Origin of the sequence: Streptomyces sp. PsTaAH-124, from assembly GCF_000373685.1 — a bacterium.
In the GTDB taxonomy this organism is placed as follows: domain Bacteria; phylum Actinomycetota; class Actinomycetes; order Streptomycetales; family Streptomycetaceae; genus Streptomyces; species Streptomyces andamanensis.
In genome coordinates this window covers 94,345-118,524 of the sequence record NZ_KB892161.1, presented here as the reverse complement: position 1 = coordinate 118,524, position 24,180 = coordinate 94,345, and the positions used below count along the sequence as shown (strand labels likewise).

Genomic DNA, 24,180 nt, shown 5'->3' with positions numbered 1-24,180 from the left:
GTCCTCAACGAGTGGCTGCGACCAGCACTTTCCCCACAGACCGTAGTCGGGTCAGTCGCGTCGGCGGGACGGGGGCAGGGCCGACGGCCGGGCCCGACAGGCAGGTCCGACGGGCGGGGCCGGGGCGTCAGGCTGCCTCCTCGTCAGTCGGTTTGCGGGCCAGGAAGCTGGCGAACTTCCAGTTCCGTTTCTCGTCGGGCTCCTGCACCAGCTGAGCGGTGACGGTGAATCCGGCCTGGTGCAGCAGTTCGGCGAGCTGGTGCGGGGGGAGCCGGTACGACACGTAGGCCACGGGGTGGCCGCCGTAGCCGTGTGCCGGACGGCGGTGCTCGCCGGTGCCGACATGGCCGGCGAGGAGGAGATGACCGCCGGGTGCCAGGGTGCGGTGGAACTCGGCGAACACGACCGGCAGCAGCTCCGGAGGTGTGTGATGGGTGGAGTAGTACGCCAGGACGCCGCCGAGTGTGTCGTCCCCGATCTCCAGCGCGGTCATGGAGCCCACGGAGAAACGCAGGTCCGGATAGGCGCTTCGGGCCAGTTCGACCATCTTCGGGGACACGTCGACACCGAACGCCGACACCCCGAGGCCGGCCATGTGGGCCGTCACTCTCCCGGGTCCGCACCCCAGGTCCGCGACCGGTCCTCGGTCAGCCGTCCGCACCAGTTCGGCGAAGGCGGTCAGCAACGATCGGGACAGTGGGTCCAGTTCGGACGGGCTCCTGACGAGAGCGGCGTAGTCGTCGGCCACGGTGTCGTAGGACTCCCGGACCGCGGCGAGGTAGGAAGGCTCAGTCACGCGGTGAATCTAGACGGGCGCACCGACAGCGCCTGTGGGCGGGCTCAGGGCGCTCCGGCTCGCCAGCTGTTCTCGTGCCCGTGGCTGTCAGCAGGTGGCGGCGTCGGAGATCCTGATTCCGGTGAGCGTCCCGCTGGTCACGCTGAAACTCGAATTCGGGGGGATGCAGGTCGTGGCGCCCCCCGACCACCGGATATGGGCGACGTCGTCGTGACGGGTGTTCTGGACCACCAGTCCCGGTCCGGACGGCTTGGACGGGAGGTTCTGCCACGAACTGGTGACGTCCTGGAACTGGCCGATCCTCACGCCGTTCTTGAAGAGGCAGACGTACGGGTAGGCACAGGTGTCCGCGGCCGTCCTGACCGTGGCGGTCGCGGTCGAAGCCGCTGCCGTCACCTGGGCCGCGGCAGCCACACCGCCCGCCATGGCCACCGTCATCGTCACTGCTCCGAGAGCGCGTGCTGCTTTCACTTCGAGCTCCTTGGGTTCAGGCCCTTCATGCGTGCGCGGTGCGCTCCGCATCCTCCGGCATACGGGGCACGGGCGCCCAGATCCATACCGGTCAACACGACGAACGGCCAGTGGGACCAGGGGAGATGTCTGTGCGTCACCGGGACGCGTCATGAGCCGGCTGTGCGTGTAACAGGAATGTACTAGGCGACGGCCTGGGGGAACGGGGCGGCGGGTCCGGGCTGTCCCATGGGGCAGAGTGGCCGGGGACGGCCGCTCGTGCCGTCTCCCACCGATGCTGAGGAAGAAACGATGCGTGTGCACAAGGCAACCAAGGTCACCTGTGCGGCCCTGGTCGTCGCCGCGAGTCTCTCGCTCACGGCCTGCCAGAGCGACGACGACGGCGGTACGGGGCAGAGCGCCCCGTCGTCCGCGGCCACCGTGCCGTCCGCGGATGGCGGCACCCAGGAGTCCTCCGGCAGCGGCTCCGGCGGGAGCAGTTCCTCCGGGAACACCTCCGGCGGGCAGAACGCCGCCTCGGGGACCGGGTCCGGCCAGAGCGGCGGCACCGGCGGCACTGGTGGATCCGGTGGATCCGGCGGGTCCAGCGGGTCGGGTGCGGCCGGTGGGCTGGGCAAGTGCCGTACCAGCGATCTGACGATCACGGCGTCGGACGCCACGGTCGGCGGCGACCCCGACCTCACCGTGGCGGTGCAGTTCAAGAACCGCAGCGGGCGGGACTGCACGCTCTCCGGGTACGCGGGGGTCGACCTGAAGACCAACTACGATCCCGTGTCGGCCAAGCGCTCCGGTGAGAAGGCCGGCACGTCCGTCCTCAAGGCCGGCAAGTCGACCTACTTCGGCATCCACTACCCGGCCAACAAGACGGGCGGCACCGGCGTCCGCATCATGGGGCTGCTGGTGACCCCGCCGGACGAGACCAGGACGGTCACCCTCGCCTGGCCGGGCGCCCCCTCCCTGCCCGTCACCGAGAGCGGCGGCGACCCCATCACGGTCGGCCCGATCGGCAGCGCGGGCCAGGGCGAATGACCCGCACGGCCGTCCCTGGAGTTCACCGCTCGGCGCTCGTCGGCGCGGTGGGCTCCTCCTCGGCGAGCCGGTCGGCGAGCCGCTGTACGGCCGACCGGATGCCCTGGCCGTAGCCATCGTCGTGGAGCGCGTCGAGGTGCTCCCGGGCCTGGGCCAGGTGCGTGCGGGCCTGCGGGACGTCCCCGAGTCGGTGGAAGTCCGCGGCGAGGTTGAGGTGCAGGGACGGGTAGAACCCGCGGATGGCCAGGGAGGAGTCGTGGCGCCTGGCCCGGTCGTCGGTCACCGAGGCGGCGGCGTCCAAGGCCCGCAGGTCCCAGTCCAGTTCGTCCCGCGGGTGCTGCTGGAGGTCGGCCATGTAGTGGGCGAGGACGCAGCGGTGGAACGGGTCGCCGTCCGGGGCGATCTCCTCCCAGATCTCGGTGAACCGCCGCCGGGCACCGTCGGCATCGCCCGCGTGCTGCAACGCGATGGCGGCCTCGATGCGCTTCATGGTCCTGTCCTCGGTGGTCACGGCAGCCTCTCCGTCGCTCTCCGTCACTCTTCGGTGATCGCCACGAAGCGTAGGGGCAGCCACTGACATCGAACGGCGTCAGGCGCTCGACGGCGCGATCTCCCGCGGTCCGTGTCAGGAGGTCCGCGACTGCGGGGCCTGTCCCTCCGCGACCAACTCCGCGTTCGGCGGGCATCCTGGGGGCGACCGGGTCGCGAGGCGCCATCGGGGCCGTGGCCGCGGACGACGACCGCGTCCCGGAAGATCTTCTCGACGTTCCGGGCCGCGTCCCGCTCCACCGCGGCCCGGCCGGAGATCACTCCGCGCAGGAACCAGTGGTTCGCCGCGGCGGGCACGGACGGGAAGGCCGGGTCCTCGTAGTCGAAGACACCGATCAGCACGGCACGGGAGCCGGATCGGTCGATCCGCTCAGTTCCCGGTGCCCCGGGTGTTGTTCGGCACCTGGGCGATCACAGCGGCGGCGTCCTTGACCTGCTCGGCATCCACTTCGACCCCTGCGTCCGCCGTCGCTTCTTCTCGGACAGCGTGAACAGGCCGCCATACGCCTCCTGAACCGCACGAGACACATACTTCAGTATGTCGCACCCTGCGGAAGCACCGTCTTTCGTCAGCCGTGGCACAGCGGTCGCCGACCTTCGGCCGAAGTCCGGGCCGACCCTGGATCCATAGTGTTGCCGACCATGAAGACGTTCATCCGGCGCCCTGCCCCGCTCGCGGGCGCCTCACTCGCTCTCCTCCGCACGGGTGCCGCCAGGAGGCACACACCATGACCGACTACGCACTGGAGACCGACGGTCTGGGCCGGCGCTACCGCCGCGGCTGGGCGCTGCGCGAGTGCTCCTTCCGGCTGCCCGCCGGGCGGCTGTGCGCCCTGGTGGGCCCGAACGGCGCGGGCAAGACCACGCTGCTCTCGCTGGCCGCGGATCTGCTCACCCCGAGCACCGGAGTGATCAGCCTGTTCGGCGACGCCCCCGCCAGTCCCGCCGCACGGCGGCGCACCGCCTTCCTCGGCCAGGACAAAGCCCTGTACAAGCGCTTCCGGGTCGAGGAGATCCTCCGCATGGGGCGCGAGCTCAACCCCTCCTGGGACCAGGCGCGGGCCGAACAGATCATCGCCGAGGGCGATGTGCCGCTGTCCGCGAAGGTCGGCACGCTCTCCGGAGGCCAGCGCACCCGTGTCGCCTTCGCGCTGGCGCTGGGCAAACGCCCCGAACTGGTGCTGCTCGACGAGCCGATGGCCGATCTCGATCCCCTGGTCCGGCGCCAGATGACCGACATGCTGGTACGCGACGCGTCCCAGAACGGCACCACCGTGGTGATGTCGTCCCACATGGTCGCCGAGCTGGAGGGAGTCTGCGACTACCTCGTCCTCATCAACAAAGGCACCGTCCGGCTGGCCGGCGAGATCGACACGATCAGCGAGGCCCACCTCCTCGTGACCGCTCCGGACGCAGGCCCCGGCCGCCAGGCCGAACTGGCCGGACACGAGATCGTCGAGAGCCGCACGGCCGACGGCCGCTTCGGCGCACTTGTCCGCCCTGATGGTCCGCTGCCACGCGACTGGCAGACCACCAGGCCGAGTCTGGAGGACCTCCTGCTCGCCCACCTGCGTACCACTGGCGCGCCCGCACTGATCACCGCGAGCGCACAGGTCGGCGGCACCGCGGCGCGGGACGCGGAGGTGAGCGCGTGACCGCCTCCGCTCTCACGCCACTTCGCGCGCCCCGGCTGCGCGGACTCACCTGGCTGGTGTGGCGCCAGAACCGGGCCGCGTTCTGGATCGGTCTCGCGTTCGCCCTCGCGGTGGCCGCCTACACGGTCGTCAAGCATCAGGACGCGGTGGCGGCCATCGACCGGCAGCATCTTCAGGTATGCCGCGGCGCCACGGTCTCCTCCAAGGAGTGCTTCAGCAAGATTGTGGCCTTCGGGTCCCAGTACCAGTACCCGATGCGACGGCCCCTCCAGGCGATGGTCGCCCTGCCGCTCCTCTTCGGCCTGTTCTTCGGCGGCCCGCAACTGGCGCAGGAACTGGAGTCGGGCACCTACCGGACCGCTTGTTCGCAGTCGGTGTCCCGGGTGCGCTGGTTCCTCGCGAAGCTGGCCGTCCCCGCCGTCATGACCGCGGTGATCAGTGCGGTCCTGGCCACGGCCATGACCTGGTGGTGGCACCCGGTGGCAGATCTGTTGGGCGGCCAGTTCCCCTGGTACCAGTGGTATCCGTACTACGGCATCGGTCCCGTGGTGGTCGGTCTGTCCGTGCTGCTGTTCGTCATCGGCGCGGCATGCGGGCTTCTGCTGCGGCGCACCGTCGCCGCGATGGCGGCCACGCTGGTCGTGGGCACCGGGGTGCTCGTACTGCTGGACCGGGTCCGCGCTCATCTGCTGCCGACCGTGACCGTGAACAAGCAACACACCAGCTCAGTACCCGACCTCCCCAACGCCTGGGTACTGTCCGACGGCCCGCTCTCCGCGTCCGGTGCGCGGGTGTCGGACGTGACCAGTTGCTACTCCTCGTCCGACTTCGACGGATGCCTGGCCGCCCACGGACGGACCGGCCACTGGGCCGACTACCATCCCGCCTCGCATCTGTGGCCCTTGCAGTGGGCGGAGACGGGGCTGTGCCTGGTGCTCGCCGCGGCCCTCACCGCCCTGTGTGTCTGGTGGGTACGACGCCGCCTGGTCTGACGGGCGCTTTGTCCCCGGGGCACGTCTTGTCCCCGGGGCACATCGCCCGGCAGGGTCGGTCCTTCTCGTTCCTCACACCAGCCCGGCGCGGTACACCAGCAGCGCGATCTGTACGCGATTGTTCAGGTCCAGCTTGGTCAGGATGTGACTGACGTGTGCCTTCACCGTGGGCAGGCTCATGTAGCACTCCGCCGCGATCTCCGCGTTGGTGCTGCCCCGGGCCACGGCGAGGGCGACCTCCCGCTCGCGCTCCCCCAGCAGCCGCAGCCGCGCCTGGGCGGCGGTTCGTTCGTCGTCGGGCCCCGGGCCGGCGGTCCGGGTGACGGCGTCGATGAGCTGGTCGAGCGCGCCGGACGAGAGCACCGGCTCTCCCGCCATCGTGTTACGGACCGCGGCGACGATCTGCGCGGGCGGGGTGTGCTTGAGGAGGTACCCGGCCGCACCGGCCCGTAGCGCGTTGAGGACGTAGCCGTCGGTGGTGAAGGTGGTGAGGATCAGCACCTGAGGCGGATCGGGCCGACGGCGCAGCACTTCGGTGGCGGCCAGGCCGTCCAGGCGAGGCATGCGGATGTCCATCAGCACCAGGTCGGGTCGGATCCGGTCGACCATGGTCAGCACGTCGGCGCCGTCCTCGGCCTCCCCCACGACCTCGATGTCGTCGGCTCCGCCGAAGATCAGGCTCAGTCCGGAGCGCACGAGAGGGTCGTCGTCGACGACGAGTACACGGATCAAGGGGTCCATGGCAGCCAGACATCGAGGTGGAAACCGGTGGAGGTGAGGCGGTGGCTCATGCGCCCGCCGGCCAGGTGGACACGCTCGTGCATACCGATCAGCCCCTCCCCGGAACCCTGGAGCCGGGCGGCGGGTGCGGGCTGGACGGGATTGACGGCGGAAATACGGAGACCGCCCCCGATGTCTCCGTCGAGGGTCAGGGACACACGTGTGTCGGGGGCGTGCTTGCGATGGTTGGTCAAGGCTTCCTGTAGGACACGGTAGGCGGTGCGTCCGGTGGTGGTGTCCATGGTCGTGAGGTCGTCGAGCCGCTGATGGATCTCGATGTCCGCTCCGGCGGCGCGGGCCTCCTCGATCAGCCGGTTGACGTCCCGCAGGGTGGGCTGGGGCGACGACGGCACGTGGTCCTCGACGACGGGGGCGCGCAGAACGCGCAGGACGCCTTGCAGGTCCTCCAGCGCCTGGCCCGCGCTCTGCCGGATCACCCCGGCGGCCTCGGCCACCCGTTCCGGGGAGGCCGTGGGGTGGAACTCCAGTGCCCCGGCGTGCATGCTCAGCAGGGTCAGCCGGTGCGCGAGTACGTCGTGCATCTCGCGGGCGATCTCCTCCCGCGCATGGCGGCGGGCCTGAGCGGCGCGCCGATCGGCCTCCTGCTCGGCGTGCAGGGCACGTTCGTGTGCGCCCGCGACGTACAGACCCCAGCCGACCGCGCAGGCGACCAGGGCCAGGGCCGAGACGGAGGTCGCGAGGGCGGCCGTTCCGGCGGCCGGCAGCAGCGGCTGGACCACCGCCGGGAGCAGGGCCGCGACGGCTGTCAGGACGGTGGTCCGGGCGTTCTGACGGCGGGCCACGGTGAACAGCGCCACCAGCAGGGGCACGACGACGGGCCAGCTGACGGAGAGGACCACCAGGACGAGGGCCAGCACCGCGGGACGGCGCCGCCGCCAGTACAGGGCCGCGCAGGCCAGCATCGGTACGTACACGGCATGCGCGGTCACCTGCCATCCGGCGGGCAGTACCTGTTGCAGCACCGCGCCGTGGGACAACTGGGGGTAGACCGACACCCCCGCGGCCTGGGCCCTGGACACGAGCAGGGTCAGTGCCGCGGCCCCCGCCACCACGGCCGCGTCCGCGAACCGCGGGTGCCGCTGCCCCACCTGTCGTACGTCGATCACGCACGCCACGGTAAACGGTGACTCGTCCCCGGCCAACCAGAGCCGGTCTCCGAAGGGAATTCCTATACCAAAGTATAGGAGCTCACGATGCGTATCGTTCTTTCGATCCGCCGAGGATGTTCCCCTGCCGGAATTCTCGGATCCGGGGCGCCGGATAATATCGCCGGTATGAACCTCAAGGAAACAGTGAAGAATTCATCCGGCACCGGTTTCGTCGCGGGATCCGTCGGGGTCCTGGGTCTGGCGCTGGTCGTGCTGGGGGCCGTGCGGGGCGTCGGCCGCCTGTGGGCGCATCTCGACATACAGCTCCGGACGGTGCCGGGTGCGGCACCCGCGCTCGTGCTCCTCGTCGGTGCGCTGCTGATCGCCTGCTCGTTCTCCGTCGCTTCCCGCCGCTCCTCCGCGACGGCGGAGAAATCCGGTCGATGACTGCGGGCCGGGGAATCCGTACCTTCGAATGCGCTTGAGATACCGGGGAATACGCCCCTACCGCCGCGGTGAACGGTATTCGGTTGCCGGCCGGGACCCTCGGTGCGCACCGTGTGTCCGCCTTCAGGCGGGACCGGCCGGTGCCGGGTCCTCGGGGAGTTCCCAGGCGCCGCCGCGGTCCCGCGTCGCGAGGCGGGCGGCGAGATCGGGGATGCGGAGGAAGCAGGCGAGCGCGGTGGTGGCCTGGAAGGCGTCGATCGCGCGCCGGGTCATCGGCAGGCCCAGGCGCAGCAGGCGCGGGTTGACCTGGCCCTGGATCTCGTCGACGAAGGGCCGCAGCACGCGGTCGTAGCCCGCCAGCGCGGTCGGCAGGTCGTCCGGGTGCCGGTTGATCTCCCCGGCCAGGACGTGGGCGCCGACCAGGCCGCCGGAGACGCCCATGCCGCTGTAGGGCGAGGCGCAGTGCGCGGCGTCCCCGGCCAGCACCACGCGCCCCTTCGACCAGGTGTCGGTACGGACCTGGACGACCTCCTGTGAGTAGAAGAACGGGCTGGTCCGCATGCCCTCGACGAAGCGCTCGGTCTGCCATCCGGCATCGCGGAAGCGGCTCGCCCAGAACGCGTGCCGGTCCTCGACGGGTGCCCGGTGGATCGCCGAGGCCTCCGCCGACTCCTCCCGCAGGACGAAGTACACCTGGGTCTCGCTCGGGCTGTGGCTGCGGCGCATGATCTGGCGGCCGCCCGGGACCATGCAGGTGTCCCGGATGTTGCTGTCGGACGCGATGCGCGGGACGAACCAGTAGGCCATGTGGATGCCCGTACGCCAGTACGGGTCGAGACCCTGCGGGAGGATCGCCCGCCGGATGCGCGATCCCTGCCCGTCCGCGCCGATCAGGAGGTCGAACGTGCGGGCTGACCCGTCGGAGAAGTGCCCGACGACCTCCCCGGCGTCCTGCTCGAAGCCCTCCACGCCCACGCCGAAGACGTACTCCGTGTCGTCCTTGGTGGCGTCGTGCAGGATGCGCACCAGATCCCCGCGCATGATCTCGTACTCGGACGTGAGGGTCTGCCGCCCCTTCCCCGAGGTGTTGGCCATGATTGTCGCCCTCGGCCTGCCGTGTGCGTCGATGAAGGCGACGCCCGCCTCGTCCACGAGCTTGCGGCGTACGGCGTCGAGCAGCCCCATCCGCCGGACGGCCTCGATGCCCTGGCCGCGCAGATCGACCTGGGCCCCGGTGTCCCGCAGCGCGGGGGCGCGTTCGGCGACGGTCACCCGGTGGCCGCCCCGGGTGAGCCAGTAGGCCAGGGCCTGGCCCGCGATCCCGCCCCCGGCGACGAGAACCCTCAGGGGCTGTCCGCCCGGTCCCCTCGATCCCCTGGTTATGCCCGTCATGCCCGTCCCTCCAAAATCTATCAGTGAAAGATTCCTTTCCAGCGTCATCTATCAGCGATAGATTGTCAACGTGACCAAGATGAACCGCGAGACCGTCGTCGCCGAGGCGCTCGGCCTGCTCGACGAGGTCGGGCTGGACGCCGTCAGCACGAGAAAGCTGGCGAAGCGGCTGGACGTCGAGCAGCCGTCGCTCTACTGGTACTTCCGCACCAAGAAGGACCTCCTCGCCGCCATGGCCGAGGCGGCGATGGCACCCCATGCGACCGCGCCCCTGCCGGTGCCCGGCGACGACTGGCGCGACTGGTTCGCGGAGAACACACGCGGTTTCAGACGCACCCTGCTGATGCGCCGGGACGGCGCACGGCTCCACGCCGGGACCACTCCCGTCGGCGATCTCGACCGGATCCGGCGCAAGATGGAATTCCTCGTGGCCTCCGGCGTCCCCGAGCGGGACGCGCAGATGGCGATGCTGGCCGCGAGCCGCTTCACGGTCGGCAGCGTCCTGGAGGAGCAGGCTGAGACCCGAAGCGGGAACAGGACCGGGAACGGGAACGGGAACGGAAGCGGGGCCGGTACCGGGAGCGGTACGGCTCCCGGTGACGGGGTGGACCTGCCGGCCGACGTACCGGTGATCGATCACGAGTCGGCGTTCGAGGCGGGGCTCGCCCTCATCCTGGGCGGCCTGGCGCACCGCGTCGGGCCCTCGGGCCCGCCACGGACGTCGACCGGCAGCTGAGTCCCGGCGAGCCGGGTTCCCCCGGACGGAACCTCAGTCGCTCGCGTCGAGCGTCCGCGCCAGCGCGTCGAGGGTCACGTCGACGATGGCGCGCAGTTGCTCCGCACTCGCTCCGGCCCTGCTCATGACGGCGAGTGACTGGTTCACGGCAGCGAGGTGGGCCGCGTGGGAGTCGGCCGCCTCGTCGTGCAGTCGGCCGGCCGTCAGTGCGGCGCGCAGCCGGGCGTGCTGGAGGCCGATCGCCTCCCGCGCGTGCGCCGCGACGTTCGCGCTCAGCGCGGGCGCCGCCATGACGGTCTGGGCCACCAGGCAACCGTCGGGCACGCCGGGGTCCGCGATGCGGTCCAGGGTGATGTCGAAGAACGCCCGCGCGGCTGCCAGGGGCCGCTCGGCGGCGCAGGACAACGCGGCGTCGTACTTGCCTCCGTACCGCGCGGCGTAGCGCTCCAGGCAGCGGACGAAGAGCGTGTCCTTGTCCCCGAGGGAGGAGTAGATGGAGCTGCGGTTGAGTCCGGTCGCCCGGGACAGGTCGTCCACGGACGTGTCCGCGTAGCCGGTCCGCCAGAACTGGATCATCGCGGCATCGAGCGCCGTGGCCATGTCGAACTGCTTCTTGCCCGCCATGCCGCGCCTTCCTCCCGCTCCGCCTTCCGGTGGCGTCCATCCTCTCACCTTGGACCCATCTTGAACTGTTCGGTTCAAGATGGGTTAGGGTGAAGGCATGCCGACGCGCGGCGCGGCCCCGGCGACCGCCCTCACATCAGTGGAGGAGACCCATGAACGACCCCGCAAGCGCCTCCCGCACTCCCCTCACCCCCCGCGCCACCGGCAACCCGGTCCGCGGCCTGCCGCTGCCCGACCTGGCCGGTTTCGCCCACCGCTGGGTGGACGCGGACGGCGTGCGGCTGCACGCCGTCGAGGGCGGGCGGCCGGACGCTCCGGCCGTCGTGCTGCTCGCCGGGTTCCCGCAGACCTGGTGGGCGTGGCGCAAGGTGATGCCGGACCTGGCCGACCGGTTCCACGTCGTCGCGATCGACCTGCCGGGCCAGGGCCACTCCGAACGGCCGGACATCAGCTACGACACCCACACGGTCGCCGCGCACGTCCATGCCGCGGTCGAGGCGCTGGGGGTCTCGGCGTACTGGCTGGCCGCCCACGACATCGGCGCGTGGGTCGCCTTCTCCCTCGCCCTGGAGCACCAGCGCCAGTTGCGGGGCGTGGCGCTGCTCGACGCCGGCATCCCGGGCATCACCCTCCCCGACGCCATCCCGACCGACCCCGAACGGGCGTGGAAGACCTGGCACTTCGCCTTCCACCTCGTGCCCGGTCTGCCCGAGACACTGCTCACCGGCCGCGAACGGGAGTACGTCGGCTGGTTCCTGAGGGCCAAGTCCCTCTCCCCCGACACCTTCGACGACGCCGAGATCGAGCGCTACGCCGCGTCCGTGGCCGCCGAGGGCGGTCTCCGTGCCTCCCTGGCCTACTACCGGGACTCCGCCGAGTCGGCACGGAAGAACCACGAGGCGCTGGAGCAGCGGCGCCTGACGGTCCCGGTTCTCGGGATCTCCGGCAGCCACGGCTCCATCCCCGACATGGCGGCCTCCCTCAGGCCGTGGGCCGCCCACGCCACCGGGGTCGTCGTGCCGGACTCGGGACACTTCATCCCCGATGAACAGCCCGCCGCCGTCGCTGCCGCACTGGCCGCCTTCATCACCGAGGACGAGGAAGCTGAGGGGGAGGAGGCAGAGGAGGGAGTGTGAGAGGGATCCGGTCTCCCGTGGGCGCTCGCGCGGACTCCCGTGTGCCGGGTGCGGTCCGGCCCTCGGCCCTCCCCCTCGAAGAATCGGTATCTTGATGTGACCCACATCACGTTACCGGAGGTATCTGAAACACCGTGTCGCAGGTAAGTTGCCGTTCATACGCAGAAGTTGGAACCGCGTGTCCGAGCAACTGCCGTGCCCCCAGGGGCAGGGCGCGTCTCCGCCCCCGCCTCTCTCCGGAGGCCCGCGAGCGAGAGTGAGGATCCTCCGCGATGGAGCAGACCCGCGTCGACGTCCTGGTCATCGGCGCCGGAATATCCGGCATCAGCGCCGCCCGCCACGTCCTGCGTGACAATCCCGGCGCCTCGCTCGTCGTACTCGAACGCCGCGCGAGGGTCGGCGGCACCTGGGACCTCTTCCGGTACCCCGGGATCCGCTCCGACTCCGACATGCCCACCTTCGGATTCGGCTTCCGCCCCTGGCGCGACAAGCGCATCCTCGCCGACGGGGCGAAGATCCGGCAGTACGTCGAGGACGCCGCCGACGACAGCGGCGTCCTGGGACGCGTCCGCTTCGGACGCCGCGCGGTCAGCGCCGACTTCTCGCACGACACCGGGCGCTGGACGGTCGAGGTCGACGACGAGAACACCGGCGAGCGCGAGTCGTACAGCGCGGGCTACCTCGTCGGCGCGACCGGCTACTACGACTACGACCACCCCTACCGCCCCGAGTTCCCCGGCGAGGCGGACTTCCGGGGCACCCTCGTCCACCCGCAGCACTGGCCCGAGGATCTCGACCACACCGGCCAGCGCGTCGTCGTCATCGGCTCCGGCGCCACCGCCATCACCCTGCTGCCCGCGATGGCCGACGCCGCCGCGCACGTCACCATGCTCCAGCGCTCGCCCACCTATGTGCTCGCGCTGCCCGAGGTCGACCCGCTCACCTCCGTCCTCCAGAAGCTGCGCGCCCCCGCCCGCCTCACGCACAAGGTCGTGCGCACCCGCAACATCGCACTGCAACGCGGGAGTTACGCCTTCTGCCGCAGGTACCCGCGCCTCGCCCGCAAGGTGCTCCTCGGCCTCGTACGGGCCCAGACCGGCAAGGGCGTCGACATGCGCCACTTCAGCCCAAAGTACAAACCCTGGGACCAGCGCCTGTGCGTCGTCCCCGGCGGCGACCTGTTCAAGGTGCTCAAGAGCGGCAAGGCGTCCATCGCCACCGACCACATCGACACCTTCACCGCCGACGGTATCCGGCTGCGGTCCGGCGAGGAGCTCAAGGCCGACATCGTCGTCACCGCCACCGGCCTGACCGTCCGCCTCATGGGCGGCATGGCCCTCACCGTCGACGGCGAGCCGGTGGACGTCAAGGACCGCGTCCTCTACAAGGCCGTGCTGCTGGAGGGCGTCCCCAACATGTCGCTCGTCATCGGCTACACCAACGCCTCCTGGACGCTGAAGGCCGATCTGGCGGCCGACTACACCGCCCGGCTGCTCGCCCATATGCGGCGCCACGGCCACGACATCGCCACTCCGGTGGCCTCCGACGGCGACCGCTCGGCGTTCTCCGTCATGGGCGAGGCGCTGACCTCCGGCTACATCGCCCGCGCCGACGAGGTCATGCCGCGCCAGGGCACCCGCGACCCGTGGCGGCTCTGGAACAACTACTACCGCGACCGCGCCCTGCTCCAGAACTCCCCCCTCGACGACGGCCCCCTTCGCTTCGAGAAGGCCGGCGCGCCACGGACCGCGCCGACCCGCGCCGCCTGACCGCTTCGCCGTACCACAGGAACCGAGGACGAAGATGACCGCGAACCTGACCAGGAAGCTGTACGACGAGCGTCTGCGGACCCTGTCCGAGGGCTCGGTGAACGTCAACTTCAACGCCTTCATCGACATCAAGTGGGACGACCCCGAGTTCGCCGTGGACACCAGCGACCCGCGCTGGGTCCTCACCAGCGCGGACGCCCTCGGCGCCCACCCGTGGTACCGGGAACAGCCCCTGGAGACGCGGATCCGGATCGGGATCTGGCGGTGGGCGGTGATCGCCAAGGTGGGCATGCAGTTCGAGAACATCCTGATGCGCGGCGCCCTGGACTACCTCTACGAACTGGGCAACCGCAACGAGGAGTTCCGGTACCTCACCCATGAGATCACCGAGGAGACCCACCACACCCAGATGTTCCAGGAGCTGGTCAACCGCACCGGTGTGGACACCGCGGGCGGCAAGCGCTGGTTCCGCAGGGTGAGCCGCTTCCTGCCGCTGGCGGGCTCGCTCTACCCCGAGGCGTTCTTCACCGGCATCCTCGCCGGTGAGGAGCCCATCGACCACCTCCAGAAGTCGGCCCTGCGCAGCGGCGAGCCGGTCCATCCGCTGCCGCAGCGGATCATGCAGATCCACATAGCCGAGGAGGCGCGGCACATCTCCTTCGCGCACGAGTTCCTGCGCCTGCGCGTCCCGCACATGGGCAAGGCCCGCCGCGGCGCCCTGTCCGTCCTCTTCCCGCTGATCATGCGGGTCCTGTGCGACGTCATCATGATCCCGGACCGCAAGTCCGCCGCGCAGGTCGGCATCCCGGCCTGGGTGGTCAAGGACGTCTTCTGGAAGTCCGAGGCGGGCCGGAGGATGCTCCACGACCTCTTCTCCGACGTACGGATGCTCGCCGAGGACATCGGCCTGATGAACAAGGTGTCCCGGCCGGTCTGGAAGGCCCTGCGCATCGACGGCCGCCCGGCCCGCTTCCGCGGCGAACCCGCCCTGCACACCGACTGACGGCCCCCTTCACCGGCTCACCGGCTGCACCGGCTGCGTCAGCTTCACCGGCTGCATCGGCTTCACCGCGTTTCCTCACCGAACGGAGAACAGCCCGCCGTGCCGTACGTCGTCACCCGCTCCTGCTGCGCCGACGCCTCCTGTGTGCTGGCCTGTCCGGTCAACTGCATCCACCCCGCGCCGGGCGAACCCGGCTTCGGCACGGCCGAGATGCTCTACGTCGACCCGCGCACCTGCGTGGACTGCGGCGCCTGCACGACGGCCTGTCCGGTCGACGCGCTCAAGCCGCACACGAAGCTCGGCGAGGGCGAGCTGCCGTTCCTGGAGCTGAACGCCGGCTACTACCGGCGGAACCCGCACGCCGACCGCACCCCCATGTACGTCGTACCGCGTCAACGCTCCGTGCCCGAAAGCGAGTTGTCCGTGGCCGTGGTCGGCGCGGGCCCGGCCGGGATGTTCGCCGCCGACGAGTTGCTCCGCCACCCGGGCGTCAGCGTCACCGTCCACGACCGGCTGCCGACGCCGTACGGTCTCGCGCGGGCCGGTGTCGCCCCGGACCACCAGGACACCAAGCAGGTCACACGGCTCTTCGGGGCGATCGAGTCGCAGCCCGGCTTCCGCTACCGCCTCGGCGTCGAGGTCGGCACCGACCTCACCCACGCCGACCTCCTGGCCGAGCACCACGCGGTGCTCTACGCCGTCGGCGCCGCGACCGACAGACGCCTCGGCATCGAGGGCGAGGACCTGCGCGGCAGCGTCTCCGCGACGGACTTCGTCGGCTGGTACAACGGCCACCCCGACCGGGCCCACGACGACCACCCCCTGGACACCGAGCGCGCCGTCGTCATCGGCAACGGCAACGTCGCCCTCGACGTCGCCCGCATCCTCACCGCCGACCCCGGCACCCTCGCCCGTACCGACATCTCCGACCGCGCCCTCGCCGCGCTCCGGGCCGGCCGGGTCCGCGAGGTCGTCCTGCTGGGCCGCCGCGGACCCGCACAAGCGGCGTTCACCGTGCCCGAACTCCTCGCGCTCTCCGCGCTGAAGGACGTGGACGTGCTGGTCGAGGGCTGGCCCGACGGCCTGGACCCGGACACCAGCGAGAAGACCCGGCTGCTCGCGGATCTGGCCGCCCGTACACCGGCCGGGGGCCGCCGCCGCATCGTCCTGCGCTTCCTGGCCAGCCCGGTGCGGCTCACCGGCGACACCTCCGTACGCGCTCTGGAGATCACCCCCACCGAGTTGTACGAGGACGAGGACGGCACCGTCCGCGCCCGGCCCACGGGCGGCGACACACAGCCCCTGGAGACCGGCCTCGTCCTGCGCTCCGTCGGCTACCGTGCCCGCCCGGTTCCCGGCCTGCCCTTCGACGAGGCGAGTGCGACGGTCCCGCACGAGCGCGGGCGGGTCGGGCCCGGTGTCTACGTCGCGGGCTGGATCAAGCGCGGCCCGACCGGCTTCATCGGGACGAACAAGACCTGCGCCCAGGAGACGGTCGCCTCGCTCCTGGACGACTTCGCCGCGGGCCGCCTCACCGGACCCGCACGAGCCGTCCGTACCCGGACGCAGGCGCTCGACCTGGACGCCTGGCGCGCGATCGACCGGGCGGAGCGGGCGGCGGGCGAGGCGCAGGGCCGCCCCCGCGTCAAGTTCACGGACGCCGAGTCCCTGCTCGGCGCCGCGCGGGCGGCCCGGACGGCACGCACCTGACGGTCACGGGGTCGCGCGGTGGGCTCAGACCCGCTCCAGGTCCGCCACCCGCTGCCCCGGCGAGAGTTCCACGCCCAGGTCCCGCAGGGCCGCGTCGAGGACCGCCCACACCGAACGGCACAGCATCGCGCGCAGTTCCTCCTCGGACTGCTCGCGCCGCTCGTCCCGCATCCACTGGTTGACCGACGTGTCCACGAACCCCACGATCCCGATCGCGACCGACCGGATCGGCGCCTCGCTCACCCCGAGCGCCTTGAGCACGTCGCTGAACCGGTCGCTCAGCATCATCGCGATGGCCGTCTTCGTGTCCGCCACCAGCGACCCGTCGCCCATCGCGTGCTCCCCGACCCCCATGTAGGCGTACAGGCGCGGGTGGTGTGCCACCCAGTCCAGATGCGCGCCGATCACGCGCTGCACGGCCTCCTCGATCGTCCCGTCGAAGGTGAGCGTGGGCTCCATCCGCCGCATGAACAGCTCCACCACCCGCCGGCGGATCAACTCGTCCAGATTGGCGCGGTCCTTGAAGTGCCGGTACAGCACGGACCGCGGCAGACCCACCCGCTCCGCGAGCCGCTGCACCCGGAAGCGCGCGCCCTCCTCCTCGATGAGAGCGACCGCCGCGTCCACCAACTCGACCTGCCGCTGCGCCTTGTGCTCGCCCCACCGGGTGGAGCGCCCGTCGATCTGCGGCTCGCCGCCGGTTCTGTCCGCCATCAGGCCAGGATATCGGCCTCCCGGACGCCGACGGCGGGCATCGTCGTTCTTGCTGCCGCCCCTGGTCACGGCACCGCGTGGCCCGGACGCCGGACGGCCGCTCACGTCCCGTCGCGCCGCTCGGCCGGTGCCAGCAGCAGCACTTCGAGCGCCCGCGCGCAGGACCGGGCCCGTTCCAGGAAGCGCGGCAGGGCCGCCGCCGTGATCAGTTCCGGGGTCCCCCGCACCGCCAGCGCGAACCGTGCGTGGCCGGCACGGTCGAGGACCGGTACCGCGAGCGTGCGCACGCCCTGTGCCGACTCGCCGTCGTTGAGGGCGTGGCCGTCCTCGCGTACGCGCACCAACTCCGCCCGCAGGGCGTCTCGTTCGACGATCGTACGCTCGGTGAAGGCGTGCAGCGGCGGCAGCGAACCGAGGTCTGGGTCGCCGGGGCGCGGCCACGCGAGGAGTACCTTGCCGAGCGCCGTCGAGTGCAGCGGACGGCGCAGCCCCACCTTCGGCGTGACCGATCCGCCCGCGACGATGACCGCGTACGGTCCGCTGCGCAGCGCCAAGTCGGCGGTGGCACCGGTGCGTTCGGCCAGGTCGGCCAGTTCGGGGGCGGCCAGGTGCAGGCCGCGCTGGTGGTAGGAGAGCCGGCCCAACTCGGTGACGGCGGGGCCGAGGCGGTAGCGGGACGTGCGGAAGTCCTGCTCCAGGAAGTCGGCGGCCAGCAGGGTGCGCGCCAGCCGGTGGGCGGTGGACATCGGCAGCTCCAGACGGCGGGCCAGGTCCGACGCGCTGAGGTCGGGCCCGTTGTCGTGGAAGCAGTGCAGGAGGTCGAGCGCGCGGCGCACCGCCTGAGCGCCGGAGGGTGCCCGCGCCGGTGGGGGGACGGCGGCGGACGCCGGACGGAGGGCATCGACTGCGGAATCGGTCACTGCGGTCCTCGGGAATGGACGGTGACGGGAACCCTCGTACTCTATGCCGCTCCCACATTACGGCAGCGCTGGACGGCCCGAAGCGGTCTGTGCAACAAGGCGTTCACACTCGTTCCCACATGGTGGGAAGCGACTTGCCGTGCCGTCGCGCGGCGTGCCACGCTGCGGCCACAGCGGGCCGGCCTGGCCCGTACCGAGAAGACCTCGGGGACCGGACCGAAGAGGCCTCGGGACCGAGGAGACCTCGGAGACCGAGGAGAGGGGAGCCGCGCCATGCACCGTCGCACCGACCGCGTCGCGCCCACCGCTCCCGTCGCCCTTCCGGTCCCGGCCGTGTTCACGCTCCGCCGCCACATCGACCTGGCCCGCGTGACCAGCGCCTCCTGTCGCCGCGCCCGCGCCTGAGCGCCGCAGCACCCTTTCTCCCCGCGGGCCCGTACGACGTCCCGTACGACCTGCCGTACCGCTTCCCGCACGACGTGCCGTACGGCCTCGCGCAGCACACGCCGCGCACCCCCTGTCGGCCTGCCCGCGCGCCGCCCCCGCCCCTCACCCCCGGGACCCCGCATGCCCTCGCACACCTCCGTCCGCGGCACCCGCACCGTCACCCCCAAAACCCTCTGGTTCACGCGCTGTCCCGTGCCCACGGCCACCGGCATCGCCGCCGACCGGCGCTGGCTGGCCGACGAGTTCGCCGCGGACGGGATCGCCGTACGGTCCCTCCAGGACGCGGCACCCGATGTCGACCGCCAGACCCACTACACCCACGCGCTGCCGGGCCTGTTCCGGGAGGGCGGCAATGTGCCCGCCCTGTGGGCCCGTGCGCGCGGCGAGCGGACTCGGCTCATCGGTCTGACCTGGATCGAGGAGCGCCAGGCGATCCTCGTACGGCCCGACAGCCCGGTGCGCGGTGCCGAGGCACTGCGCGGTCTGCGCCTGGCCGTGCCCCGGCACTCCCTGGCGATCGACTTCTGGCGGGCCATGGCCCTGCGCGGCTTCGAGGGTGCCCTGGCCTCCGCCCGGCTCACCCTGGACGACGCCCGCCCGGCCGACGTCCCCGCCGACGGACATCCCGGACAGTGGGCCGCCGAGCTCGCCGCCCTGCGCCGCGGTGAGGTCGACGCCGTCTACGTGAAGGGTGCCCTCGCCGTCGAGGCCGCCCGGCGCGCCGGAGCCCGCGTCGCCGTGGAGCTCGACGAGCTGCCCGACCGGACCCACCGGGTCAACAACGGCACCCCGCGCCCCATCACCGTGCACCAGAGCCTCCTCGACGACCATCCGGGCCTCGTCGACCGGTTCCTCGCCGTCCTGCTGCGCGCCGCCGACTGGGCCGCGGACCACCCCGCCGACGTGGCCCGCATCCTCGGCGCCGAGACCGGTGCGGGCGCCGAGGGTGTCGCCGGGGCCTACCGCCCCGGCACCCACCGCACCCTGCGTCCGGATCTGTCCGCCGACCGCCTCGACCTGCTCGCCGTACAGGAAAGCCGGTTGCGCGCGCACGGCTTCCTGCCCGCGGCCGTCGACGTACGCGCCTGGGCCGATCCGGCGCCGCTGCTCCGCGCCCGACAGCTCCACCCCGCCCCTGAACGTTCGTGAGGACGCCCGCCATGCGCACACCGAAATCCGTCACCGCCCTCGCCGCAGCCGCGGCGCTCACCGTCCTCGCCGCCGGCTGCGGCACCTCGCAGGCCGACGCCGGGAAGGGCGGGAGCGGGCAGATCACCGTCCGCATCCCCGACCCCGGCAACTCCGGCGTCCTCGCCGTCGGGAAGAAGGACGGCAGCCTCGACAAGGCGCTCGCGAAGGTGCACGCGAAGGTCGAGTGGACCGGCAGCGCGGGCCCGTTCGCGCCCGCCGCGCAGGCCATGAACGCGAACCAGCTCGACATCGCCACCGGCTCCATCACCTCCGGCATCACCTCGCTCACCCGGACGCCCGGCTTCAAGTTCTTCACGGCGACCGCACCCGACGGCGCGGGCGAGGGCATCCTCGCCAGAACGGGCTCCGGCATCGACTCCGTCGGGGATCTCGTCGGCAGGAAGGTCGCCGTCAACCAGGGCGGAACCGGCGAGTACCTCCTCCTCAAGGCGCTCGCCGCGCACCACATCCCCGCCTCCCGGGTGGAGCGGGTCCGGCTGCGGCCCGACCAGACCGCGGCCGTCTTCAACAGCGGCAAGGTCGACGCCTGGGCGGTCTGGGCGACGTACTCGGTCGCCGAACTCGGCACCGGCAAGGCGAAGTTCGTCGCCACCGGCCAGCAGATCGGCTCGGACAACTACAGTCTCACCGCCGTGCGCACCGCCTTCGCCGACCAGCACCCCGAGGTCGTGCGCGCGCTCTACGACTACCTCCACACCGCCAGCGCCAAGGAGAAGCAGGACCCGGCGGCGTACCTGAACGTGAACACCGACGCGGGACCGCAGGCCCTCACCGGCGCCGCGAAGACGGCCCAGATAGCCATCACCCGGCAGGGCGGCACCGTCGAACCCGTCACCCGGGCGGACATCGAGCGCTTCGAGGACGTCGCCCGGTTCTACGCCGAGCAGAAGGTCACCGAGAAGACCGTGGACATCGCCGCCCACGTCCTGGACGTGGAGAAACTGTCATGACGGCACAGGCGCAGGCGCAGGGACAAGCACAGGCACAGGCACAGGGGCAGGGACAGGGACAGGGACAGGGACAGGGACAGGGACAAGCGCAGGTGCAGCCACCGGCCGAGGCACAAGCACCAGCAGACGCACAGGTCACGACGCTGGTCGCGCCCCGGCCGCCGCGCGTCCGCACACGCCGTCGCGGACACACCGCCGTCATCCGGGCCCTCGGCCCGCTCGGTCTGCTCGCCGCGTGGTGGACCGCCTCCGCGACCGGCGCCCTCACCGAGGACGTACTCGCCTCGCCCGCACACGTCGTCGCAGCGGTGGCGGAGTTGTGGGGCAACGGCCAGCTCTCCGACGCGCTCGCCGCCTCCCTCACCCGGGCCGGCATCGGACTCGTCATCGGGCTCACCGCCGGACTGGTCCTCGGCGTCGTCACGGGCTTCACCCGCCTGGGCGACGAACTCCTCGATTCCTCCCTCCAGACCCTGCGCACCATCCCGTTCCTCTCCCTGGTGCCCCTCTTCATGGTCTGGTTCGGGATCAACGAGACCGCGAAGATCCTCCTCATCGCGGTCGCCACCACCTTCCCCATGTACGTCTCCACGTACGGCGGTGTCCGCAACGCCGACCGCAAACTGGTCGAGGCCATGCGCAGCTTCGGCATGGGCCGCCTCGCCGTGGTCCGCGAGGTCGTCCTGCCCGGCGCGCTGCCCTCGCTCCTCGCGGGACTGCGCCTGTCCATGACGCTCAGCGTGATCGCCTTGATCGCCGCCGAGGAGATCAACGCCACGGCGGGCATCGGCTACCTGATGGCGCAGGCCCAGAGCTACGCCCGTACCGACGTCCTCGCGGTCTGCATCCTGATCTACGGGCTGCTCGGACTCACCGCCGACACCGTCGTACGCCTCCTCGAACGCGTCCTCATGCCGTGGCGCGCGGCAGGGCAGGGGGCGACGCGATGACCGGCCCCGCCGTGACCACCGACGACACCGCCGTCCGCATCCGGGGACTGCGCCGCGTCTTCGGCGACCGCGCCGTGCTCGACGGCCTGGAACTCACCATCCGGCGTGGCGAGTTCGTCGCCCTGCTCGGCGCGAGCGGGAGCGGCAAGACGACCCTGCTGCGCATCCTCGGCGCGCTCGACCGGGCCGACGGCGGTGAGGTGCTCGTCCCGCGGGCCCGCACCGTCGTCTTCCAGGAACCGCGCCTCGTCCCGTCCAAGAAGGTCCTCGCGAACGTCGCCGTCGCCCTGCCCCGCGGCCGCGCCACGCGACAGCGCGCCCGCACCGCCCTCACCGAGGTCGGCCTCGACCGGCACGCCGACGCCTGGCCCGCGACCCTCTCGGGCGGCGAGGCCCAGCGGGTGGCTCTCGCCCGCGCCCTGGTCCGCGAACCCGAACTCCTGCTCCTGGACGAGCCTTTCGCCGCGCTCGACGCGCTCACCCGCCTCAAGATGCAGGACCTCGTCGGCGACCTGTGCCGGGTCCACCGGCCCGCCGTGCTCCTCGTCACCCACGACGTGGACGAGGCGGTCCGCCTCGCCGACCGGGTCTGCGTCCTGCGCGACGGGCGCCTCGTCACCGACGAGCCCGTCACCGTCGACCGCCCCCGCGACCCGGGCGACCCCGCCTTCGCCTCGCTGCGCCGCCGTCTCCTCACCGACCTCGGCGTCCACCCGGCCACCCCCCTTTCGTCTTCTTCACCTCATACGCCTCTCACGCCTCTCACGCCTCTCACGACAGGAGCTCACTGACATGACCGTCACCATCGGCGTCCACCACAGCAACCCGACGCTGTATCACCTCTCCCGCCTCGACCACGCCCAGGAAGAACTGGCCCCGCTCGGTGAGACCGCCGTCTTCCACAGGTACACCGACGGGGTGCGCACCGGGCCGCTCCTGACCGAGGGCGTCATCGACTTCGGCGGCACCGGCTCCACCCCGCCGATCACCGCGCAGGCCGCCGGGCACGACATCGTCTACACCGCCGTCTCCGCGCCACGCCCCGACCACGGTGCCCTCCTCGTCCCGGCGGACGGCCCGCTGCGCACCGCGGCCGACCTGAAGGGTGCCACCGTGCACCTCGCCGTCGGCTCCTGGCAGACCCACCTCGTGGCCAAGCTCCTGGACGGAGCGGGCCTCTCCTACGCCACCGACATCACGGCCGTACGGTCCGACGAGGACAGCGAGCGCCGGCTGCGGGCACGGGAGATCGAGGCCTGGGTGGCGCAGGGCCCGCAGCTCGTCGCCGCGCTGCGCACCGGCGAGGTCCGCGTCCTGGTGCCCACCGCCGGCGTCATCACCGACCGGTCCGTCTTCTTCGCCCGCCGCGACCTCGCCGAGCAGCGGCCCGAGATCGTCGCCGCGCTGGTCCGCGCCCTGCGGAGGGCGGACGACTGGGCGCGGACGCACCCCCGCGAGGCCGCCGAGACCGCAGCCGGGGACCAGGGCGGCACCGTCGCCGACTGGGAGACCGCCCTGAAGGCACTGCCCTGGCGCATCGAGGACGTCACGGACGCGTTCCTCGCCGAACAGCAGGAAGCGGCGGACATCTTCGCGCGCACCGGGTTCATCGAGCGGCCGGTGACGGTCGCGGACGCCGTGGCGCGGGCGGGGCAGGCCCGACCGTGACGACGGCCCACGACGCACCCGAAGTCCTCTGGTACATCATCCCCCGCGAAGGCGCCTACCCCTGGGAACCGGCGGGCCGCCGCCCGATCGACCTCGGCTACCTCCAGCAGCTCGCCGGAACCGTCGAACGCCTCGGCTACACCGGAGCCCTGCTCGCCACCGACCTCTACGACGTGTGGCCCCTCGGCAGCGCCCTGGCCGCCTCGACCGGCCCGGCCTTCCATCCGCTCCTGGCCGTCCACCCGGGCCTGATCTCGCCGACGCTGCTCGCGAAGATGGCCCTCAGCTTCGACACCCTCTTCGGTGGCCGCCTCCGCTTCAACGTCGTCAACGGCTCCACCACGTCACTGAAGGAGTACGGTCTCCACGTCGAGCACGACGAACGCTACGAGCTGAGCGCCGAGTACTGGTCGATCGTCAAACGCCTCACCGCCGGAGAGGTCTTCGACCACAAGGGCCGCTTCTACGATCTCCAGGACGCGGGCGCCTCCTTCCGCGACCTGGAGCCGGTGCAGTCCCCGCACATACCGCTGTGGTTCGGCGGCTCGTCGGCCCCCGGCATCGAGATGGCCGCCGAGCATGTCGACGTCTACCTCACCTGGGGCGAACCCCCGCACCTCCTCGAGGAGAAGCTCGACCGGGTCCGCGAACGCGCGGCCGCGTACGGCCGCACCCTGCGCATCGGCCTGCGCCTGCACCTCATCGTCCGGGACACGGAGGACGAGGCGTGGGCCGCCGCCGACCGGCTGCTCGACGTCACGAGCGAGGCGACCTACGCGCGTCAGCTCGGCGACCGGGCGGGCGAGGACGGCACCGGCTGGCAGCGGCAGTTCCGCCAGCACGGCGGCCGTGTCCCGGCCCGTGCCCGGGAGTTGGAGACGCACCCGAACCTGTGGCCCGGGATGAGCCTGTTCCGCCCCGGCCCCGGCACGGCGATCGTCGGCTCGACCGGCCAGGTCGTCGAACGGCTGACGGAGTTCAGGGACCTGGGCGTCGACACCTTCATCCTCTCCGGGAACCCCCTGCTGGAGGAGGCCTACCGGGTGGCGGAGACGGTCCTGCCCGCCTTGGGGGTGACCGACCGCCTCAGGGCGGGTCCGCGAGGTCGGGGGTGACTTCCG

25 protein-coding genes and 1 pseudogene are annotated in these 24,180 nt (G+C 71.7%); 16 read left to right on the top strand and 10 right to left on the bottom strand.

The window, feature by feature from the left end:
- Positions 1 to 127: 127 nt before the first annotated feature.
- Positions 128 to 796 carry a class I SAM-dependent methyltransferase gene (locus tag B086_RS0107685; protein ID WP_018565826.1) on the bottom strand — a complete coding sequence of 223 codons (669 nt, stop codon included), beginning with the start codon at positions 794 to 796 and terminating at the stop codon, positions 128 to 130.
- Positions 797 to 883: 87 nt separating this feature from the next.
- A complete protein-coding gene (locus B086_RS0107680) occupies positions 884 to 1,234 on the bottom strand; it encodes a hypothetical protein (RefSeq protein ID WP_078509931.1) in 351 nt (116 codons plus the stop codon).
- 324 nt (positions 1,235 to 1,558) lie between these two features.
- On the opposite strand from B086_RS0107680, the gene B086_RS0107675 reads away from it, so the two are divergent.
- Positions 1,559 to 2,296 (top strand): DUF4232 domain-containing protein, encoded by a 738-nt coding sequence (locus B086_RS0107675; protein WP_018565824.1) that lies wholly within the window; start codon positions 1,559 to 1,561, stop codon positions 2,294 to 2,296.
- 22 nt (positions 2,297 to 2,318) lie between these two features.
- On the opposite strand, the gene B086_RS0107670 is transcribed toward B086_RS0107675, so the two are convergent.
- Positions 2,319 to 2,807, bottom strand: coding sequence for a hypothetical protein (locus tag B086_RS0107670; protein WP_018565823.1), 489 nt, complete (start codon positions 2,805 to 2,807; stop codon positions 2,319 to 2,321).
- Between the two features lie 169 nt (positions 2,808 to 2,976).
- Positions 2,977 to 3,121: pseudogene (locus B086_RS45345) on the bottom strand (DUF3710 domain-containing protein); the annotation flags it as partial.
- A 452-nt stretch (positions 3,122 to 3,573) separates the two neighbouring features.
- On the opposite strand from B086_RS45345, the gene B086_RS0107665 reads away from it, so the two are divergent.
- Together B086_RS0107665 and B086_RS0107660 are read left to right on the top strand one after the other, a co-directional pair.
- On the top strand, positions 3,574 to 4,500 hold the full coding sequence (locus tag B086_RS0107665; RefSeq protein ID WP_018565822.1) for an ABC transporter ATP-binding protein: 927 nt from the start codon (positions 3,574 to 3,576) through the stop codon (positions 4,498 to 4,500).
- Positions 4,497 to 5,492, top strand: a complete 996-nt coding sequence (locus tag B086_RS0107660) for an ABC transporter permease (RefSeq protein ID WP_018565821.1) — start codon at positions 4,497 to 4,499, stop codon at positions 5,490 to 5,492. The genes B086_RS0107665 and B086_RS0107660 overlap by 4 nt, the downstream gene beginning before the upstream one ends.
- Before the next feature lie 72 nt (positions 5,493 to 5,564).
- On the opposite strand, the gene B086_RS0107655 is transcribed toward B086_RS0107660, so the two are convergent.
- Together B086_RS0107655 and B086_RS0107650 are read right to left on the bottom strand one after the other, a co-directional pair.
- Positions 5,565 to 6,233: a response regulator transcription factor gene (locus B086_RS0107655; RefSeq protein ID WP_018565820.1), complete on the bottom strand. Its 669-nt coding sequence runs from the start codon at positions 6,231 to 6,233 to the stop codon at positions 5,565 to 5,567.
- Positions 6,221 to 7,399, bottom strand: a complete 1,179-nt coding sequence (locus B086_RS0107650) for a sensor histidine kinase (RefSeq protein WP_106436041.1) — start codon at positions 7,397 to 7,399, stop codon at positions 6,221 to 6,223. Before B086_RS0107650 ends, B086_RS0107655 begins: the two co-directional genes overlap by 13 nt.
- A gap of 87 nt (positions 7,400 to 7,486) precedes the next feature.
- Between B086_RS0107650 and B086_RS0107645 the strand changes: the two genes are divergently transcribed.
- A complete protein-coding gene (locus B086_RS0107645) occupies positions 7,487 to 7,828 on the top strand; it encodes a hypothetical protein (RefSeq protein WP_158690370.1) in 342 nt (113 codons plus the stop codon).
- Between the two features lie 123 nt (positions 7,829 to 7,951).
- On the opposite strand, the gene B086_RS0107640 is transcribed toward B086_RS0107645, so the two are convergent.
- Complete coding sequence (locus B086_RS0107640; RefSeq protein WP_018565817.1) at positions 7,952 to 9,220, bottom strand: FAD-dependent monooxygenase; 1,269 nt, start codon at positions 9,218 to 9,220, stop codon at positions 7,952 to 7,954.
- 79 nt (positions 9,221 to 9,299) lie between these two features.
- Between B086_RS0107640 and B086_RS0107635 the strand changes: the two genes are divergently transcribed.
- Positions 9,300 to 9,956: a TetR/AcrR family transcriptional regulator C-terminal domain-containing protein gene (locus tag B086_RS0107635; protein ID WP_018565816.1), complete on the top strand. Its 657-nt coding sequence runs from the start codon at positions 9,300 to 9,302 to the stop codon at positions 9,954 to 9,956.
- A 33-nt stretch (positions 9,957 to 9,989) separates the two neighbouring features.
- On the opposite strand, the gene B086_RS0107630 is transcribed toward B086_RS0107635, so the two are convergent.
- Positions 9,990 to 10,580, bottom strand: a complete 591-nt coding sequence (locus tag B086_RS0107630; protein ID WP_018565815.1) for a TetR/AcrR family transcriptional regulator — start codon at positions 10,578 to 10,580, stop codon at positions 9,990 to 9,992.
- A 152-nt stretch (positions 10,581 to 10,732) separates the two neighbouring features.
- On the opposite strand from B086_RS0107630, the gene B086_RS0107625 reads away from it, so the two are divergent.
- From B086_RS0107625 to B086_RS0107610, 4 genes are all read left to right on the top strand, one after another.
- Positions 10,733 to 11,716, top strand: coding sequence for an alpha/beta fold hydrolase (locus tag B086_RS0107625; protein ID WP_018565814.1), 984 nt, complete (start codon positions 10,733 to 10,735; stop codon positions 11,714 to 11,716).
- Between the two features lie 272 nt (positions 11,717 to 11,988).
- Entirely contained in the window at positions 11,989 to 13,485 is a 1,497-nt protein-coding gene (locus tag B086_RS0107620) for a flavin-containing monooxygenase (RefSeq protein ID WP_018565813.1), read from the top strand.
- Positions 13,486 to 13,519: 34 nt separating this feature from the next.
- The gene (locus B086_RS0107615) at positions 13,520 to 14,488 is read left to right on the top strand and encodes an AurF N-oxygenase family protein (protein WP_018565812.1); all 969 of its coding nucleotides are present in this window, start codon (positions 13,520 to 13,522) and stop codon (positions 14,486 to 14,488) included.
- A 99-nt stretch (positions 14,489 to 14,587) separates the two neighbouring features.
- A complete protein-coding gene (locus tag B086_RS0107610; RefSeq protein ID WP_018565811.1) occupies positions 14,588 to 16,198 on the top strand; it encodes an FAD-dependent oxidoreductase in 1,611 nt (536 codons plus the stop codon).
- Positions 16,199 to 16,222: 24 nt separating this feature from the next.
- On the opposite strand, the gene B086_RS0107605 is transcribed toward B086_RS0107610, so the two are convergent.
- A complete protein-coding gene (locus tag B086_RS0107605) occupies positions 16,223 to 16,912 on the bottom strand; it encodes a TetR/AcrR family transcriptional regulator (RefSeq protein ID WP_018565810.1) in 690 nt (229 codons plus the stop codon).
- A 101-nt stretch (positions 16,913 to 17,013) separates the two neighbouring features.
- Complete coding sequence (locus B086_RS0107600) at positions 17,014 to 17,832, bottom strand: IclR family transcriptional regulator (RefSeq protein WP_018565809.1); 819 nt, start codon at positions 17,830 to 17,832, stop codon at positions 17,014 to 17,016.
- Positions 17,833 to 18,105: 273 nt separating this feature from the next.
- On the opposite strand from B086_RS0107600, the gene B086_RS45875 reads away from it, so the two are divergent.
- The 7 genes from B086_RS45875 (at position 18,106) to B086_RS0107565 (ending at position 24,174) form a co-directional block, all read left to right on the top strand.
- A complete protein-coding gene (locus tag B086_RS45875; protein ID WP_018565808.1) occupies positions 18,106 to 18,237 on the top strand; it encodes a hypothetical protein in 132 nt (43 codons plus the stop codon).
- Positions 18,238 to 18,399: 162 nt separating this feature from the next.
- Positions 18,400 to 19,428, top strand: coding sequence for an ABC transporter substrate-binding protein (locus B086_RS0107590; RefSeq protein WP_018565807.1), 1,029 nt, complete (start codon positions 18,400 to 18,402; stop codon positions 19,426 to 19,428).
- Between the two features lie 11 nt (positions 19,429 to 19,439).
- Positions 19,440 to 20,441: an NrtA/SsuA/CpmA family ABC transporter substrate-binding protein gene (locus B086_RS0107585; protein ID WP_018565806.1), complete on the top strand. Its 1,002-nt coding sequence runs from the start codon at positions 19,440 to 19,442 to the stop codon at positions 20,439 to 20,441.
- A gap of 92 nt (positions 20,442 to 20,533) precedes the next feature.
- Complete coding sequence (locus B086_RS0107580; protein ID WP_018565805.1) at positions 20,534 to 21,391, top strand: ABC transporter permease subunit; 858 nt, start codon at positions 20,534 to 20,536, stop codon at positions 21,389 to 21,391.
- Positions 21,388 to 22,182 carry an ABC transporter ATP-binding protein gene (locus B086_RS0107575; protein WP_037873067.1) on the top strand — a complete coding sequence of 265 codons (795 nt, stop codon included), beginning with the start codon at positions 21,388 to 21,390 and terminating at the stop codon, positions 22,180 to 22,182. Before B086_RS0107580 ends, B086_RS0107575 begins: the two co-directional genes overlap by 4 nt.
- A gap of 1 nt (position 22,183) precedes the next feature.
- Entirely contained in the window at positions 22,184 to 23,059 is an 876-nt protein-coding gene (locus tag B086_RS0107570; RefSeq protein WP_018565803.1) for an ABC transporter substrate-binding protein, read from the top strand.
- On the top strand, positions 23,056 to 24,174 hold the full coding sequence (locus tag B086_RS0107565) for an LLM class flavin-dependent oxidoreductase (protein WP_018565802.1): 1,119 nt from the start codon (positions 23,056 to 23,058) through the stop codon (positions 24,172 to 24,174). The genes B086_RS0107570 and B086_RS0107565 overlap by 4 nt, the downstream gene beginning before the upstream one ends.
- Positions 24,175 to 24,180: the final 6 nt, after the last annotated feature.